The sequence below is a fragment of the Acinetobacter sp. ABJ_C5_2 genome (genome assembly GCF_044538485.1).
GTDB lineage: Bacteria > Pseudomonadota > Gammaproteobacteria > Pseudomonadales > Moraxellaceae > Acinetobacter > Acinetobacter nosocomialis_A.
In genome coordinates, this window is record NZ_JBIUCS010000020.1 from 1 (window position 1) to 16,398 (window position 16,398).

Genomic DNA, 16,398 nt, shown 5'->3' on the forward strand with positions numbered 1-16,398 from the left:
GCTCTGATGAGGGCTTTTATCAAAATACTAGTTCTATTAATTGTAAAGCATTTCACTTAAGGGCTTTACAGTAGCAAAGTCAGCTAGCACTGAACGTTCAGATTTATACTTATCACTCTCTAAATCATCAAGAATAACTAAAAAATCTAATTTATTATTCAAATTCTGTGTATCCACATATTTTCTTAATAAATCATTTGTTTTCCTTTTATCTACTCGTGAAAAATCAATCATGTGATTGTCAGATCCAAAACTAAACTTATATTTCCCACCTGAGCGTCCTTGAACTTCTGGATTAATTTCAAGATGATCAAATCTTTTTTCCAATATGATACGAAGCTGGTCTAAAATTTTATCTATTTGATCAGATTTTTGTTTAGGCTGAAACTCAATCATCATTTTGATCACATCATTATAATCCATTAAATCAAAAGCAAGATTTGTCTCATTCGTAATACTAACAAGAGCATTATCTCGAATATGAATGTTTTCAAAGTTTGAAGCAAACTCACGTGCTTTATTGATTACATCAAAATCTGTTAAGGCAATCGATTGCGAAAAAGACTGTATATTAATACCGTTATCTGTCAGCTCAATCGAACCGTTAGGATGTCGAAATGCATTAAGAATAGCAGGAGAACCATTTTTAAAAATAAATGGTAAAGAGAAGGCACAAAAGTTCTCTTGTTCAGAAAATTTTTGTATAAATGAATCTACTATTAAATTGGATAATTTCATAGCAATTCTCCTTCAAAGGGTCCAATTACTTTACTTGATGAGAATTCTACATTAGCTTTCTCTCTAAACAATGAAAAACAGTCTGACCAAGTAATTTTATTGTAATCAACATCTACTTTATGGACATCATTTAAGATATGTATATGAGAACCATAAATTGTAATACGTCTAGCTCTATCCATGTGTGATCGTGCCCCATTAGGATAAATACATAAATCCAAAATTAAATTAGTAGATGCCCCTTCTCTTAACATCAAACCTAAAGAATGTTTCATAAAGCCTTGTGTACGATTTGTTTCAAAGCGAAGACTTAAGCCTTTGACATTATTTCCTTCTAAATTGTAAAGGGGAGCAGAAAATCTAGAGTATTGATGCTGTGTTCCAAATGTTTCCATAATCACATCATCTGTAAAAACTTTTCTCATTGAGATCAATTCTTCAGCTAATGCGATATCAATTATTGTATTCCTCATAGATGCCCAACTTGTTATAAAACAGTGTAGATTTGATTCCAGTTCTTAAATCTATTAATTTTTAATAAGTATGAAACTGATGTTCTAACCAAATATATCCTTCTTCTCTATATAGTGAAAATAGAATATTGATTGAAATTTATTCAAAATAGAACTATATACAGCTAAACAATACAAAAGTTAAGGCACTTTTATTAACCTTTTTAAATCAAAAATTGTTAAACAACCATAAAAAATTAACAAGGCTAAAACAATTAAAAGAACGAAAATAGCTATAAAGATATAGTCAGCAATCATTACATTAACATGCAAATAATTCATAAATATTAAAGTAGTAAAAGCATGAAGTCGAACATGACAAATAATCAAAATAATAGTACATAGTAATATACTAAATATATTACGCTTTTCCCTTTTATAACTCTTGGTATCTATACTAATGAGTGCTAACCTCCCATCTTTATCATACTCCTTAATAAGTGCATCCTCCCAAAAAGCCACTAAAGGAGAAATTATTTCAAAATTTCTAAAATTTTTGTTTCGCAGGTAATAATCAACCAAATCGTAATTTACAGCACGACTTCCACAGAGTACTTGTGCTAATGCATTCTTTAAAGCCCTCTTTTCATGCTCATCTAAGTTTTCATCTTCATCAATTCTTGCAACTTCTCGAAAGAACTCTTGTTTACGCTCCAGAACATCTTTTACTTTCTGGAACTTATTTTTCCTGTTTATAAATAACTCTATGACCTTCCATAAAAAATCTAACAATTTATTCCCCCCAATAAAAAATCATTACTAAATACTTATCTGTAAAAAATATTAATGAAATTATAAATTTATATCGATGCCATCAAAAATAGTTGATGCGAAATCAACTACATTCTTCCCTATCTCTGCAATTAAATCTGTTACTTCAACTAGATCAGGATTGGCAGAATTAAGCAAAGAGTTTTCTTGCTTTTGCTTAATCTTTGAGTCTAATTGCTCTATATTATTAACAATTGAGTTATTTTGATTCTGCATAAATTTAATCCAATAAAATTCAATACTTATATCTGATTTATAATGGTAACAATCTAGGTCTACGATATGGACCAGAACTTATGCGAAAAATATTTTTAACATTTGGTTTGATATTTTGTTTCTCAAAAGCAGGGTTAAAGCTTGATCCAGCACACAGTCCTTTTCCTTCAGGATCAGGTGCCACTGCCATACTCCATTGCCCTACTGGTAAATAAAATGTTGCTTTCTCACCTGTATCAAAACGTCCAATAGTTTCATTACGAAAGAGAACACTCAAGTAACAAGCGCTACCTAGAAAGCCAGTATCTCTAGTGATTTCAACTTCAGCATAACCATCTTTATTTTCTTGATAAGCTAATAAACGTTCTTTTGGTGATTGCTTTGCCATAGTCGTTGAAATAGGTGTTGTGGCACACCCAACCAAAGAAACGACAAAACCCAATAAAAGTATTTTTTTCATGACATTATCCACTTTAATAATGAGTTAAATTTAACAGTTAAGGATAATAAAAGCCACTCGTCGTTTCTTTAAATTTTTGAAAAATAGTATTTATTTTATTTTTATAATTCAATAAAATGCCGACATAAATTTTTATAAGAAAATGAAAAACTATGTGGCTTAAATTTGTCTTGTATCCTCTTGGTATGTTTGTACTGTGGCAAACTATTTTCCTAATCGAACAGGTTTCCTTAGAAAGCTTAAATGCACCAAAATTACTTTTGACTATAATTACACTCATTATAAATTGGGGAATGCAAATTTTGATTGGATATAAAATTCCTCAATTAGCCCCAAAACATAAATTTATAGCGAGTACTACGTATATTCTTCTTTTCACATTCATGATCACTATCTATTCTATAACTATACTATTAGAAGGTTTTAAGGTTGCTCCCCAAAAAATATGGATGGGCTGCTTATTTTTTCATTTAATTGGCATGTTCATATATTTTGCAAATCATAGGGATGACTTTTGTTGGGACAACTTACTAAAGTAGTTCAATATTTTTACACTCATTGCTTGTACTTTATTAAGTAAGGTAATGATCGTTCTTTTTCATAATTTTTCAAAAAACATCATATTAGGCAAATTTTCGTATAAATTACTCTTCAAGGTAAGTTGAGTAATCTAAAGGTAAGAAATGACGCTGAAACAATTAAAAGCTTTTTTAGCTCTTGCACGTACCCTCAACTATGCTAATGCTTCTTTAGAGCTACATCTAAGCCAATCTGCCTTAAGTCTTACCATCAAAAGTTTAGAAGAAGAATTAGGCGGCAAACTTTTTAACCGTAATACTCGCCGTGTTGAGCTTACCCAAGAAGGCAAATCCCTCATTCCGTATGCTAAAAAATTACTCGCAAATTGGGATGAAATGGAAAATGATGTCAAACAACGCTTTAAGCTTAATCGGGGAACTTTAAGTATTGCATCTATGCCCTTTGTGACTCACGCAATTTTGCCTGAAGTCATTCATCAATTTTTAGCTGTCCATCCCAATCTTAATTTTTCAATTCACGATATTCCAAATGAGACCATTATAGAAAAAGTACAAGATGGTATTTTTGAGCTTGGTATCTGCTTTGAACCAGATCTTACCGAAGGCTTAGAGTTTAAGCCTCTATTTGAAGAAGATTTCTTGGCTCTATTGCCAAAGACTCACCCACTTGCTCAATCATCTTCTATTACATGGCATGAGCTTTGTTCAAATCCATTCGTAACTTTGCAAAAACCTTCAATTGTTCGTTATTTAGTTGAGCAAAATTGTTTGCGAAATAATATAACGCTCGATTTAAAAGTGGAATGTCACCAAATTTCATCACTTTCAAGTTTTGTGGCTTATGGAATTGGGGTAAGTGCAATTCCACGGCACTTTGCTAAACACATTGATAAAGAACATAACGTGTTGATTGAGTTAAAGGATGAATCTATTCATAAGACTGTGGGAATTGTTTATAAGAAGAACTTTGAAATTTCAAATATTTCTACTCAATTTATTGAGGCTTTGGTTCAATATAAATTTTAAAAATTAAAGACTGTCTTTTAAGATGAATTAAGCATACATTTAAGATAAATTTATTAATTGTTATAATTTTCAGTAGATTATGATAATTTTTCAACATTTTTTGCTCAGTGCAAAACTATTGTTTTGTTGAGAATTTGATATCATTCATTGATTATACTTATTAATCCTTTAAAAAAATTAACTTCTATAACGCAAAATGTGATGCTAAAACTAAATTACTAAGGGATATAGGAAAAGAACAGAATGAATAAAGTTTATGCCAATGCAGAGGCAGCACTGAAAGATGTTATTGCAGACAATCAAACACTCGCTGTAGGCGGTTTTGGTTTATGCGGAATTCCTGAAAAATTGATTATTGCAGTTAAACAAAGCGGTGTAACTGGTCTCACATGTATTTCTAATAACGCAGGTGTAGATGATTTTGGTTTAGGTATTTTGCTTCAAACCAAACAAATCAAAAAAATGATTTCTTCTTATGTAGGTGAAAACAAAGAGTTTGAACGCCAGTATTTAAATGGCGAACTTGATGTAGAACTTACGCCACAAGGTACTTTAGCTGAAAAGTTACGTGCTGGCGGTGCTGGGATTCCTGCATTTTATACTCAAACTGGCGTGGGTACACTCATTGCGGAAGGTAAAGAAGAACGTACCTTTCATGGCAAAAACTACATTTTAGAAGAATCGTTAATAGCAGATGTGGCTCTTGTTAAAGCATATAAAGCTGACAAAGCAGGTAATTTAGTATTCCGTAAAACTGCTCAAAATTTTAACCCTGAATGTGCGATGGCTGGAAAAATTACTATCGCAGAAGTTGAACAGGTTGTTGAAATTGGTGAATTGGATCCGGATGAAATCCATTTGCCGGGTATTTATGTAAACCGCATTGTGCTTAATGCATCTCCAGAGAAACGTATTGAGCATAAAACTTTAAGCACGGAGGCAGTATAAAATGGCTTGGTCACGCAATGAAATGGCACAACGTGCTGCAAAAGAACTTGAAGATGGTTTTTATGTCAATTTAGGTATTGGTTTACCTACCCTTGTTGCCAATTATATTCCTGAAAATATTAATGTTTGGCTTCAATCTGAAAACGGTTTATTAGGTATTGGCGAGTTTCCAACTGAAGAAACTGTGGATGCCGATTTAATTAATGCCGGGAAACAAACGGTTACTGCTCGCCCTGGTGCAGCCTTTTTCTCAAGCTCAGAATCTTTTGCCATGATTCGTGGTGGCCATGTCAACATTGCCATTTTAGGTGCAATGGAAGTTTCTGAAAACGGTGACTTAGCGAACTGGATGATTCCAGGTAAGAAAGTCAAAGGTATGGGCGGCGCAATGGACTTGGTTGTTGGTGTCCAAAAAGTTGTTGTTCTAATGGAACACTGCGCAAAAGATGGTACGCCAAAAATTGTGAAAAACTGTAGTTTACCTTTAACAGGTAAAAGTGTGGTTCACCGCATAATTACTGACTTAGGTGTAATGGATATTACTCCGCAAGGCGTAGAGCTGATTGAACTTGCTAAAGATGTCATGCTTGAACAGATTCAAGCTGCTACAGGTGTCGAATTTTATAAAACCTTAGTCGCGTAAATTCTAAGATTTAGTTAGCTGTACAAGACTCAAGTTAGAAAGTGAGCTTGAGTCTTAGCCCTTTTAAGCACCGGATGTGCTGTTTATAAATAAGAACGAGAAGGATTTTTCAGCTATGGAAAAACAGCAAGGAATTTTTGAAAGATTTGCTCTTCGGATTAGTGACTGGTCTGAAAAATGGTTTCCTGATTCATATATTTTTGCATTACTCGGCGTCATTATTGTGTCTATTGCCGCTTTGGGTATTGGCGCCCCAATTCACGATGTGGCAACTTCTTTCGGTAATGGTTTCTGGAGTCTTATTCCATTTACCCTGCAAATGACTATGCTCATTATTGTAGGTTATGTCGTTTCTGTTTCTAAGCCCGTAAAATTTCTGATTCAAAAAATGGCACGTATTCCAAATTCTGGTCGTGGTGCTATTGTTTTGGTAGCAACCGTTAGTTTACTAATTTCATTGGTCAATTGGGCTGTTAGCACAATCCTTACAGCGCTTTTAGTAATTGCTTTAGCAAAACGTAAAGAGCTGAATATGGATTACCGCGCAGCAGCTGCGGCAGCAATCATTGGTATGGGTGCAACTTGGGCACTAGGAATCAGTTCTTCAGCAGCACAGCTTCAGGCAAATAAAACCAGTTTACCTGAGTCAATTTATAACCTGACTGGTGTTATTCCATTTACCGAAACGATTTTCCTTTGGCAATCAATTGCAATGACCATTATTTTAGTGATTGTTTCAATCGCTATTGCATATTGGTCTGCCCCAAAAGGCAATAGCGTTAAAACCATTGATAGTTTTGATGTGCAATTTGAAGAAGAAAAAACAAATGAAGCAAAATCTACTCGTCCGGGCGATTGGTTAGAAAATTCGCCTATCTTAACGATTATTGTAGTGGCATTAGGCTTAATCTGGATGTTTTTTGAATTTTCAAAAAGTAATCCAATCATTGCTATTTCAAGCTTAAACACATACAACTTTGTATTTTTAATGCTTGGTCTAGCGTTACATGGCACACCTCGAAACTTCTTAAATGCTGTTGCAAAAGCAGTTCCAGCCGTATCAGGAATTTTAATTCAGTTCCCTTTGTACGGAAGTATCGCTTTTATTATGACCCAAGCTTTAAATAGTCAGGATTTATCGCTTTCTCATTATGTTGCCGATTTTTTCGTTTCAATTGCGTCAAAAGAAACCTTTGCGATTGTGATGGGAGTTTACTCTGCGGTACTTGGATTCTTTGTTCCTTCAGGTGGTGGAAAATGGATTATTGAAGCCCCATATGTTATGCAAGCGGCAAATGATTTAAAGGTTCATTTGGGCTGGTCTGTACAAATTTATAATGCAGCCGAAGCTTTACCAAATTTAATTAACCCATTCTTTATGCTTCCAATGTTAGGTATTTTAAAACTAAAAGCAAAAGATGTGATTGGGTTTACAGTCACTCAGCTCGTTGTGCATTTTCCATTAGTTTTATTCTTGCTGTGGTTCTTTGGTAGAACGCTCAGTTACACCCCTCCAACTTTTTAATTTAGTGGCGCCTTTGGTTTAGGCTAAAGGCAAATTTAGCAAAAACACCAATAAGAGATATTAAGATGAGTTCAATTGTTATAGTTTCAGGTAGCCGTACTGCAATGGGTGGTTTTCAGGGCAGTTTATCTTCTCTAACCGCTCCAGATCTTGGCGCTGCTGTCATCCGTGAATCGATCCAACGTGCAGGCGTTAAACCTGAACAAGTAGATGAAGTTATTTTTGGTTGTGTACTCAGTGCCGGTATTGGCCAAGGCCCTGCTCGTCAAGCAATGCGTAAAGCTGGTGTACCTGATCATGTTGGTGCAGTTACCATTAATAAACTGTGCGGCTCTGCTATGAAAGCAGTATTAATGGCATCGGATACTTTAAAAGCAGGCAGTGCAAATATTATTGTGGCTGGCGGCATGGAATCTATGACCAATGCACCTTATATTTTGCCGAAAGCTCGTGGTGGTTACCGTATGGGCCACGGCGAAATTAAAGATCATATGTTTTTAGATGGCCTTGAAGATGCTGAAACAGGTCGTTTAATGGGTTCTTTTGCTCAAGACATGGCAAACACCAAAGGCTTTACCCGTGAGCAAATGGATAACTTTGCGATTTCTTCACTTAAAAAAGCACAAACCGCGATTGCAGAAGGTTACTTCAAAGAAGAGATCGTTCCTGTTGAAGTAAAAACACGTAAAGGTGTCGAAGTTGTTGATCAAGACGAGCAACCATTAAAAGCTAATCTTGAGAAGATCCCAACATTGCGCCCTGCTTTTAGTAAGGATGGTACAATTACAGCAGCGAACTCAAGCTCGATTTCTGATGGTGCTGCTGCATTAGTACTTACTACTGAAGAATATGCTCAAAGCCATGGTTTAAATACGTTAGCAAAAATTGTTGCAACTTCTACTCACTCGCAGCATCCAAGCGAATTTACAATTGCTCCAATTAGTGCAATTCAAAAAGTGCTTGAGCGTGCTGGTTGGTCAGTTGATGAAGTAGATGCTTGGGAAATTAATGAAGCTTTTGCAATGGTAGCAATGGCACCAATTCATGAGCTAGGAATTGATGAAGCTAAAGTGAACGTACATGGTGGCGCTTGTGCTTTAGGCCATCCAATTGGCGCTACGGGTTCAAGAATTATCCTTTCTCTCATTTATGCATTAAAACGCTTAGGTAAAAAGAAAGGTGTTGCTGCCCTATGTATTGGTGGCGGTGAAGCAACTGCTGTTGCAATTGAAATCTAATTAAAAAATAAAAGAAGATGTAAGGACTTTCCTTGCATCTTCTTTTTATAAATAAAATTCTTAAGCTGTTTTAAATAGCTCATAGCAAGTTTGACGGAACCATTTATGGCTACTCTTATGGTGACAAGACATATGCCAATGTTGCTTAACGTCATAAGTTGGAAAATCAAGCGGTGCTGGTAAAATCTGTAAATTCTCTCTAACCAATAAAACTTGGCTTAAATAATATGGAACAGTGGCAATCGCATCTGTTTCCTGAACGACTAAACCTACCCCTAAGTAACTTGGTAATCGAATCAAAATGTTTCGATCCAACCCTTTATTTTGCAGCTCGTTTTTAATGTGATAGTGCCCAATCCCTGCATCAATATCGATATGATATTCACGCATATAATCTTCTAAAGTAAAGTTATTCGGGTCTAAACGCGGGTGGCTTTTTGAGCTAATCACGACATAGTGTTGACGGAAAAACTTCTGTTGATAAAAACCTTCTTCTAATTGGGGCAAGAAACCTATCGCCAAATCAATTTCACCATTTGCCATTTGATAGCTGGTTTCTGGCGTAATCGGTCTAATATTTAAACGAATGAGAGGTGCTTTTTCTTTTAAATAGTTAGTTAACTGAGGTAATAAAACCAAATGTGATACATCAGTCATTGCAATGGTAAACAGCTGATCTGAGGTCAATGGATCAAAATTAACATTAAAGTTATTAATACTTTCAACTTTATCAATAACTTCACTAATAAGAGGGAAAATCTGCTTTGCAAGTTCGGTCGGAATCATTTCATTTCCAACTCGAATAAACAAAGGATCATTAAAATGTTGGCGAATTTTGTTTAGACCGTTACTTACACTCGGCTGTGTTAAACCAATAGCATCTGCAGCCATTGAAACACTTTTGAACCGATAAATATGATAAAAAATATTTAATAATCTACTGTCTAGATCAAACAAAATTGTCTCCGCTTGGACTCAATAATCCAGTGAAATAAGTTCAAAAGCAGGCAGAAATAATAGAAAGATTTCTATACCCTACTTTTGACTTATTGAAATTTACTCTAAATTAGCAAAGAACTTAGACGAGGGGCAATGCTTTATAATGCCTTTCATCGTAAAGACCCAAGCATAATCTACTTATTTGATTAATTTATATATAAATATCGTGTACTTCATCTTGCGAATGAGTATGCGTTATTGTTCTTGCTGGGCTTTAAAACCATTCCATATTTGTTGTACCGATTTATTATCACTCAAATTATTTTTGAAGATATAAATATCTTGGGCAAGGCAATATTCTTGCTGATCTAAAATAACCAATTTTCCAGCTGCAAGGTCTTCTTCAACGTTAATTTTCGGAATCCATGCTACTCCTAAACCCTGTAAAACCAGTTCTTTTAAGTTAGTCGCATTGTCCGTTTCATATAACGTTTTATAAACAAGTTTACCTTCTATCAGTTGGTCTACCAGTTTTCTTAAGTAAGCGTGTTTGCTATAGGCAAGCAAAGCAAAATTACTTTGTATTGTATGTTTAGGACTATGGTCAGGCTCAGTGGCAGAAACTGGAACAATAACTGTTTCAGCAATTTTAATACCACTTAAAATATCATCTCCAACTTTTCTAATATTGCTTTTATCTGCATAGCAAATCATGAAATCACAGGCACCTTCTTTTAACAAAGACAGGCCTTCTCCACTATTCGTTGCGACAATTTCAATTTTTAAATCACGAATAAGAGTAGGAAATTTCTTTAAAAATGTTGTTAAAAAACCTGAAGCTAATGAATGAACAACACAGAAACGAATGGTAGATTCAGTTTCATTTTTAATATTTTTGATGAGTTTTGCGGTCTCCTCTACCTGCTTTTCAATGTTTTTAGACATGACTAACAAAATTCGTCCAATGTCGGTAAATTCGATATTGTTCTTGTTGTTTCTAATGATGACTTCCGCGCCAATCATTTCTTCAATTTGCTGAATTCTTCGAGTAAATGCAGACTGACTAATAAATCTTTTCTCTGCTGCTTTTGAGATTGAACGTTCACGTTCTAATGTGAGGAGATCCTCTACCCAACGCACTTCTAAATTCATCTTATCTATTCCCTTTTAGATTTATAATTTTATTAATTGATATTTTTGGGAAATAGCATGAATAAATGTAGTGATGAATAAAAATGGTAAAACATAGGGAGTACCTGCAAAAATGCGAGAAGAGAATGGACAAAGCCAAACTATGAAAATGAAGTATTTAATAATTCTGACATAGAAAAGAAAATAAGAAAATAATAGGTTTTGTTTTAACACGTTAAGAGATGAACATAAGTTCGACTCAACTAAAAAAATATTTGAAATCAATAAATAAAAAAATCATCATAAAAATAAATAAAGTATTTGAATAAGATAAGTTTTAGAAATAAGTATAGGTCTTTATTTAATCATTTCATGGATAAAAAAAGTCCGCACCTTGGGGAAGAATGCGGACTGTGAACTGTTTCAATAACCAATCCTTAGGTTATTGATTAAATTTTTTAGACTCTTAAATTAATATACTATTCCACTATAAAAAGTATTTAAAAAATCTAGTCTTATATCTCGTCTACTCTGCTTAATCACAAAAACAAGAGAATTATTATTTACTCTTGCAATAGATCGGTAAGGTAATAATTGATGAGTAAATGATTACCTTACCTCATTTCAGGATTTAAGCAGTAATAATAATTAATTGTATTTCATACAATATTTAAGAAGAGTATAAGATAAAAAGACAATTCCGACTATTATACTAAAGTATCTATAGACGGGCACATAGTACATTAAATCTTCACTAAGAACGATGACTTATAGTCGTGCTGATCTATAAAAGATGAACTAATATTCACCAATTAAGTAGTATAACTTTCTTGAAATTTCAACCATCATGTTTGAAGTATATTGACTGATTTCAAATATCTGTTTTTTCTGCGGGTTAAATACCATGTTGTCTTTTTCATCACTAAAAAAAACGTAAGTTGTGTATTTATCCATGTGATGAATATGCTCTTTCAAGCTTAGTTTTTCACCAGAGTTAGGGTCATATGCAATAAACTTCATTCTCATGCATTTGTCTCTTTACAGCGCTTACATCTTAATAAAATTTCAGTCAAAAGATTATTTAATAAACAATAATCTTTATTGCCTCAGTTATTGATACGATGCAGTGGGAGTATTTCGTTTTGCTTTTTGAATAGATAGTTCAGCATTCTTAATCGATTGCTGAGCTTCTTTAAGCATGTGTGAACTTTTGGTCTCAGTTTTTTCTTCATTTCCTAACAGGATATAGCAAGCAAAACTTCCCAATATTAATAAAGCAGCAGTTACTTTTAACATAAACTTAATAAATCAAAATTTTCTGTATTATATGTATTTTTATGTGAAATGCATCACAATTTTATTAAAATTTATTAAACATAGCTCATTATTTGTTTATTAAAATTAATATTCACATGAAACTTCAATTAATTTAATGGTCTTTGTGAATAGAAATCATTGTTTAGCTGGCTGCAGAATTTTTTAATTTGTCTGCTCTTTAGTGACTTATCCTTCATTAAAAAAACAATATAAATTATTGAATATATTTAATTTTATTAAAATTTTATTTTCTAGAAATTCTCAACTATTCCCTATTCATTTTAGTAGAGCTCAATTGTTATTATGCAAAAAATGCATAATTGCTTTAATAAATGCATTAGAAGTGAAGCATTTCGAATTCTAAGATGAATCATCTTAACTAATTCGAAGTTTAATGATGAACGCTGATATTACTACCCGTATTGAGAAGGATCTTATTGGTCATCGAGAAATCAACAATGACCATTATTACGGAGTTCAAACATTACGTGCTTTAGAAAATTTCAACTTAACAAATAGCAAAGTTGGAAATTTCCCTAATTTAATTAAAGCATTAGCTATGGTTAAACTAGCTTGTGCTGAAGCAAACTATAATCTTAAAAGCTTAGATCAAACTAAATTTGAAGCGATTGAATACAGCTGTAATCAGCTTATTCGTGGTAATTTCCATGACCAGTTCCCGATAGACATGATGCAAGGCGGTGCTGGTACTTCGACTAATATGAATGCAAATGAAGTATTGGCAAACGTTGCTCTAGAATATATGGGACATGCAAAAGGTCAATATCAATACTTGCATCCAAATAACGACATTAATATGTCGCAGTCAACAAATGACGTATACCCTACTGCAATTCGTTTAGGTTTATTACTTAGCTTAGATGAATTAAATCTTCCATTTAACAATTTGATTCTTAGCTTCTTGAACAAGTCTCAAGAGTTTGCGCACATTTTAAAAATGGGCCGTACTCAGTTACAAGATGCTGTGCCTATGACATTAGGTCAAGAGTTTGGTGCTTTTGCGGTAACCTTACAAAAAGACCTTGAGCAAATTAATACGCTTATTCCAAATGTTTTAGCTTATATGAACCTTGGTGGTACGGCGATTGGTACGGGAATTACTACTGAATATAGTTACCGTGAACTTGCGATTCAAGCACTTGGAAAAATCTCTGGTAAGAAAATTAAGTCTGCTCCTGATCTAATCGAAGCAACTTCAGATATGGGTGACTTTGTTCTTTTATCTGGTTTATTAAAGCGTACTGCAACTAAACTTTCAAAAATTGCCAATGACTTGCGTTTACTTTCAAGTGGTCCACGTACTGGCATTAATGAAATTAACTTAGAAGCGCGTCAACCGGGTAGTTCGATTATGCCGGGTAAAGTAAACCCAGTTATTCCCGAAGCGATGAACCTTGCTTGCTTCCAAATTATTGCAAATGATTTGGCTGTAACTTTAGCTGCTGAAGCGGGCCAATTACAGTTAAATGCAATGGAACCACTTATTGCATTCAAACTGTTTGAATCGATGGACTTGCTTGGTAAAGCAATGGCGATGTTCCAAAGTAAATGTATTGATACGATTACGGCGAACCCTGAACACTGTAAAGCTTTAGTTGAAAACTCAATTGGTATTGTGACTGCACTTAACCCATACCTAGGTTATGAAACTACAACTCGTATTGCTAAAACTGCAAACGAAACTGGGCAAAGCGTATTGGCTTTAGTTCAAAATGAAGGTTTATTATCAGCACAAGTGCTTGATGAGATCTTGTCGATTAATAATATGGTTAAACCAAAAATGTCGGCTTAATTCCTGAAAGTAAAAAAGGAGCTTTTATAAGCTCCTTTTTTATTTGTTCTATATTTTAAAAACTGAAAGTTGTAGAGAACTGGGCTGTACGTGGATTACCCAAGAATAGATAGTCATCACCCATAAATGCACCCACATCACGCCAATATGTCTTATTAAATAAGTTATCAATATTGAATCTGAAGGTCGTGTCATGCCCAGCAAAATTTGTTTTATAGGCAGCACCAATATTAAAGACGCTATAGCCACCTACTTTTGCAGTTCCCTCTTTGTTTGCATATTTACTGCTACTGTATTGCATACCACTGAGTAATCTTAACCCTTCAACAGAAGGTACTTTATAAGATAACTGCACAGTTGCGCGGACTTTCGGAACATTTTGAGTTTGATAACCTTTGTAGCTGTCATTATCAATATCAACAAGACGAGATTTGGTATAGGTAACGCCAGAGCTTAAGTCGAGTGTATCGGTTAAGGCACCTGTTAAACCTAATTCGACACCTTGATTGTGTTGTTCACCTTGCTCAATAAAATCTGGAGGACTATCAATATTAATCTTGCTGTATTGATTGTCTTGTTTTAAATCAAAAATAGCTGCTGTTAACAAGAAGTTGCGTATTTGTTGCTTAATACCAAGTTCATATTGTTTAGAACTTCTAGGTGATAGTACTGAAGGGCCTATATTATTTTTAATATTATTTGTATACCACGGAGCTTCGCCACCGTCTGATAAACCTTTAGCATATGAAGCATATAGATTAGTCGTAGCAGTTGGGCTATACATAAGTGCTAATTGTGGCAAGAATTTGTTTAAATCCGTATCACGGCTTTGCTGCCCACCTGAATTATAAGCTTGCTCATCAAGGTGAATAAGTTTCCCACCCAATAAAGATGACCATTGATCGTTAAATTGAACTCGGTCAGATATAGTAAATGCAGTCTGATCGCTTTCTAAAGCTTTATAATAGTTTCTCAAATCAACCTGAGCAGGTACATAATCCTTTGTTTCTTCATAAATGTTACCTGTTCCGATAGGATCAAGCTCCATCGAGTTGGAATTGTAGCGCTTCAATGTTTTATAAGTATGTTGTATTTCAAAAGCTACTTGATGCTGAATGTTGCCAGTATTGAACTGACCATTTAACCCAGCAGCAAACTGATTAGTTATACGTGTGTCATCTGGACTACGAAAATCGTAAATACCATAATTACCCTGTTTATCAAAAGTATTGCCCAAGCCGGTAACTTCACAAATGCTGCTATAACATCCCCATGGGAAAGCACTATTATCATCAATCACAACACGGCTTTGAGACGCACTTAAGCTACCATTCCATTGATCGTTAAATGCATATTGATATTTTAAACTCGCATTTACACTGTTATTTACAACAGGCTTACTCCAAGACTGGTAACCCAATAAACGGTCTTGATCTACATTTGTTGGTACTTCTTGCCCATCAAGCAGTTGATAGCCCGGTACAGAGCGTTGACTTTGACGTTGAGCTTCAATATCAAACAGTAAGTTAGAGCGATCATTAATTTTCCAGTCTAAAGCAACTGAACCAAACTCACGTTTACCATTTGCGTGATCAACGTTTGGGTGGATACTTTCATGCGCTAAATTAACGCGATAACCAAAATTGTCATTAACAAAGCCGCCTACATCCGTTGCCAGTGTATAGCCGCCTTCTGAATTTGCCTCGACCGTAATAGTTTTAATATCGGCAGGTCTTTTGGTCACGTAGTTAACCACACCACCGGGTGTAGACATTCCACTTTGAATCGCAGAAATACCTTTTAAGATTTCAACTTGCTCTTTATTTTCTAAAGCTACATTTTGCTCGCCACGTATACTATGACCATTAATGAGATAACTTGAACCTAAATCGAGTGCGAAACCACGAGCGACAAAGTTTGGATAATAGCCAATAGCAGCGTAGCCATCGCCTAGCGATGAATCATTTTTAATAACATCGGTCAGTGTTTTTGCGTGTTGGTCTGCTATGCGCTCAGAGGTAATGGTGGTAATAGATGCAGGGACTTTCTTTACATCACCAGTTTGAAAACCAGATAAACTCACTTTTTTAGACGTATATAGTGCATCATTATTTTGTGTAGCGTTCACTGTAATGGTTGGGAGCTGCGAAACCTCCGCTTCATTTGCATAGACGACAGATGTTATGAGTGCAATAGATGAAGCCAATGCTGTTTTAGAGCATGTCATGAAGTGAAGATTTAACGAACGTCTTTCCATTGAATAACTACCTGCCATACCGTGCATAATTTAAAGCGCTAGAAATAAGTGCTGAGCCGATTTTTAGCCACGCAAGAATACAGCTACATATATTGAGAAACAACATATTCTGTATTTTTTCGATTAAGTGAATTTAGTTCGACTTTTTTCAACTTATCATTCTATGAATTTCATTTATTTTCTTAGGAATTGATACTATAACTTTTTAAGTATTATCAAATATTCAAAATACACTTAAGCTCAAAATGGCACTTAAAAGGAGAAACAGAATAGAAAAATACTGGTATTAAATTAGCTTACTGATTTTAAAAACAATTAATTATTC

17 protein-coding genes are annotated in these 16,398 nt (G+C 34.4%); 7 read left to right on the top strand and 10 right to left on the bottom strand.

Annotation, left to right across the window (positions count from 1 at the left end):
- Nucleotides 1–36: 36 nt before the first annotated feature.
- From ACH8JV_RS14340 to ACH8JV_RS14360, 5 genes are all read right to left on the bottom strand, one after another.
- A complete protein-coding gene (locus tag ACH8JV_RS14340) occupies nucleotides 37–738 on the bottom strand; it encodes a hypothetical protein (RefSeq protein ID WP_033852380.1) in 702 nt (233 codons plus the stop codon).
- The gene (locus tag ACH8JV_RS14345) at nucleotides 735–1,211 is read right to left on the bottom strand and encodes a hypothetical protein (protein WP_396522004.1); all 477 of its coding nucleotides are present in this window, start codon (nucleotides 1,209–1,211) and stop codon (nucleotides 735–737) included. Before ACH8JV_RS14345 ends, ACH8JV_RS14340 begins: the two co-directional genes overlap by 4 nt.
- Before the next feature lie 180 nt (nucleotides 1,212–1,391).
- Nucleotides 1,392–1,982, bottom strand: coding sequence for a hypothetical protein (locus ACH8JV_RS14350; RefSeq protein ID WP_396522006.1), 591 nt, complete (start codon nucleotides 1,980–1,982; stop codon nucleotides 1,392–1,394).
- A 60-nt stretch (nucleotides 1,983–2,042) separates the two neighbouring features.
- Nucleotides 2,043–2,237, bottom strand: a complete 195-nt coding sequence (locus tag ACH8JV_RS14355; RefSeq protein WP_396522008.1) for a hypothetical protein — start codon at nucleotides 2,235–2,237, stop codon at nucleotides 2,043–2,045.
- A gap of 37 nt (nucleotides 2,238–2,274) precedes the next feature.
- Entirely contained in the window at nucleotides 2,275–2,697 is a 423-nt protein-coding gene (locus ACH8JV_RS14360; protein WP_033852369.1) for a hypothetical protein, read from the bottom strand.
- A gap of 152 nt (nucleotides 2,698–2,849) precedes the next feature.
- Between ACH8JV_RS14360 and ACH8JV_RS14365 the strand changes: the two genes are divergently transcribed.
- The 6 genes from ACH8JV_RS14365 to ACH8JV_RS14390 all read left to right on the top strand — a co-directional run bounded on the left by ACH8JV_RS14365 (nucleotide 2,850) and on the right by ACH8JV_RS14390 (nucleotide 8,616).
- Nucleotides 2,850–3,236 carry a hypothetical protein gene (locus ACH8JV_RS14365; protein WP_396522010.1) on the top strand — a complete coding sequence of 129 codons (387 nt, stop codon included), beginning with the start codon at nucleotides 2,850–2,852 and terminating at the stop codon, nucleotides 3,234–3,236.
- A gap of 144 nt (nucleotides 3,237–3,380) precedes the next feature.
- Nucleotides 3,381–4,262, top strand: a complete 882-nt coding sequence (locus ACH8JV_RS14370) for a LysR family transcriptional regulator (protein WP_019459102.1) — start codon at nucleotides 3,381–3,383, stop codon at nucleotides 4,260–4,262.
- 243 nt (nucleotides 4,263–4,505) lie between these two features.
- Nucleotides 4,506–5,210 carry a CoA transferase subunit A gene (locus ACH8JV_RS14375; protein ID WP_396522012.1) on the top strand — a complete coding sequence of 235 codons (705 nt, stop codon included), beginning with the start codon at nucleotides 4,506–4,508 and terminating at the stop codon, nucleotides 5,208–5,210.
- 1 nt (nucleotide 5,211) lies between these two features.
- Complete coding sequence (locus tag ACH8JV_RS14380; RefSeq protein WP_396522014.1) at nucleotides 5,212–5,853, top strand: 3-oxoacid CoA-transferase subunit B; 642 nt, start codon at nucleotides 5,212–5,214, stop codon at nucleotides 5,851–5,853.
- Between the two features lie 115 nt (nucleotides 5,854–5,968).
- The gene (locus ACH8JV_RS14385) at nucleotides 5,969–7,378 is read left to right on the top strand and encodes a short-chain fatty acid transporter (protein WP_396522016.1); all 1,410 of its coding nucleotides are present in this window, start codon (nucleotides 5,969–5,971) and stop codon (nucleotides 7,376–7,378) included.
- Nucleotides 7,379–7,443: 65 nt separating this feature from the next.
- Nucleotides 7,444–8,616, top strand: a complete 1,173-nt coding sequence (locus ACH8JV_RS14390; RefSeq protein WP_396522018.1) for a thiolase family protein — start codon at nucleotides 7,444–7,446, stop codon at nucleotides 8,614–8,616.
- 60 nt (nucleotides 8,617–8,676) lie between these two features.
- Here ACH8JV_RS14390 and ACH8JV_RS14395 read toward each other — a convergent pair whose 3' ends face one another.
- From ACH8JV_RS14395 to ACH8JV_RS14410, 4 genes are all read right to left on the bottom strand, one after another.
- A complete protein-coding gene (locus ACH8JV_RS14395) occupies nucleotides 8,677–9,573 on the bottom strand; it encodes a LysR family transcriptional regulator (protein WP_004887299.1) in 897 nt (298 codons plus the stop codon).
- A 237-nt stretch (nucleotides 9,574–9,810) separates the two neighbouring features.
- Nucleotides 9,811–10,707: a LysR substrate-binding domain-containing protein gene (locus ACH8JV_RS14400; RefSeq protein ID WP_019459097.1), complete on the bottom strand. Its 897-nt coding sequence runs from the start codon at nucleotides 10,705–10,707 to the stop codon at nucleotides 9,811–9,813.
- A gap of 777 nt (nucleotides 10,708–11,484) precedes the next feature.
- The gene (locus ACH8JV_RS14405) at nucleotides 11,485–11,706 is read right to left on the bottom strand and encodes a hypothetical protein (protein ID WP_000668585.1); all 222 of its coding nucleotides are present in this window, start codon (nucleotides 11,704–11,706) and stop codon (nucleotides 11,485–11,487) included.
- A 90-nt stretch (nucleotides 11,707–11,796) separates the two neighbouring features.
- Complete coding sequence (locus ACH8JV_RS14410) at nucleotides 11,797–11,982, bottom strand: hypothetical protein (protein WP_396522020.1); 186 nt, start codon at nucleotides 11,980–11,982, stop codon at nucleotides 11,797–11,799.
- Between the two features lie 415 nt (nucleotides 11,983–12,397).
- Between ACH8JV_RS14410 and ACH8JV_RS14415 the strand changes: the two genes are divergently transcribed.
- A complete protein-coding gene (locus tag ACH8JV_RS14415; RefSeq protein WP_396522022.1) occupies nucleotides 12,398–13,816 on the top strand; it encodes an aspartate ammonia-lyase in 1,419 nt (472 codons plus the stop codon).
- 55 nt (nucleotides 13,817–13,871) lie between these two features.
- On the opposite strand, the gene ACH8JV_RS14420 is transcribed toward ACH8JV_RS14415, so the two are convergent.
- Entirely contained in the window at nucleotides 13,872–16,100 is a 2,229-nt protein-coding gene (locus ACH8JV_RS14420; protein WP_396522024.1) for a TonB-dependent siderophore receptor, read from the bottom strand.
- Between the last annotated feature and the right edge of the window lie 298 nt (nucleotides 16,101–16,398).

What these genes read in the sequence shown, in the direction of transcription:
- ACH8JV_RS14340 (WP_033852380.1), bottom strand. Translation starts at nt 738, where the DNA reads ATGAAATTATCCAATTTAATAGTAGATTCATTTATACAAAAATTTTCT.
- ACH8JV_RS14345 (WP_396522004.1), bottom strand. Translation starts at nt 1,211, where the DNA reads ATGAGGAATACAATAATTGATATCGCATTAGCTGAAGAATTGATCTCA.
- ACH8JV_RS14355 (WP_396522008.1), bottom strand. Translation starts at nt 2,237, where the DNA reads ATGCAGAATCAAAATAACTCAATTGTTAATAATATAGAGCAATTAGAC.
- ACH8JV_RS14360 (WP_033852369.1), bottom strand. Translation starts at nt 2,697, where the DNA reads ATGAAAAAAATACTTTTATTGGGTTTTGTCGTTTCTTTGGTTGGGTGT.
- ACH8JV_RS14365 (WP_396522010.1), top strand. Translation starts at nt 2,850, where the DNA reads ATGTGGCTTAAATTTGTCTTGTATCCTCTTGGTATGTTTGTACTGTGG.
- ACH8JV_RS14370 (WP_019459102.1), top strand. Translation starts at nt 3,381, where the DNA reads ATGACGCTGAAACAATTAAAAGCTTTTTTAGCTCTTGCACGTACCCTC.
- ACH8JV_RS14375 (WP_396522012.1), top strand. Translation starts at nt 4,506, where the DNA reads ATGAATAAAGTTTATGCCAATGCAGAGGCAGCACTGAAAGATGTTATT.
- ACH8JV_RS14380 (WP_396522014.1), top strand. Translation starts at nt 5,212, where the DNA reads ATGGCTTGGTCACGCAATGAAATGGCACAACGTGCTGCAAAAGAACTT.
- ACH8JV_RS14385 (WP_396522016.1), top strand. Translation starts at nt 5,969, where the DNA reads ATGGAAAAACAGCAAGGAATTTTTGAAAGATTTGCTCTTCGGATTAGT.
- ACH8JV_RS14390 (WP_396522018.1), top strand. Translation starts at nt 7,444, where the DNA reads ATGAGTTCAATTGTTATAGTTTCAGGTAGCCGTACTGCAATGGGTGGT.
- ACH8JV_RS14400 (WP_019459097.1), bottom strand. Translation starts at nt 10,707, where the DNA reads ATGAATTTAGAAGTGCGTTGGGTAGAGGATCTCCTCACATTAGAACGT.
- ACH8JV_RS14405 (WP_000668585.1), bottom strand. Translation starts at nt 11,706, where the DNA reads ATGAAGTTTATTGCATATGACCCTAACTCTGGTGAAAAACTAAGCTTG.
- ACH8JV_RS14410 (WP_396522020.1), bottom strand. Translation starts at nt 11,982, where the DNA reads ATGTTAAAAGTAACTGCTGCTTTATTAATATTGGGAAGTTTTGCTTGC.
- ACH8JV_RS14415 (WP_396522022.1), top strand. Translation starts at nt 12,398, where the DNA reads ATGATGAACGCTGATATTACTACCCGTATTGAGAAGGATCTTATTGGT.
- ACH8JV_RS14420 (WP_396522024.1), bottom strand. Translation starts at nt 16,100, where the DNA reads ATGCACGGTATGGCAGGTAGTTATTCAATGGAAAGACGTTCGTTAAAT.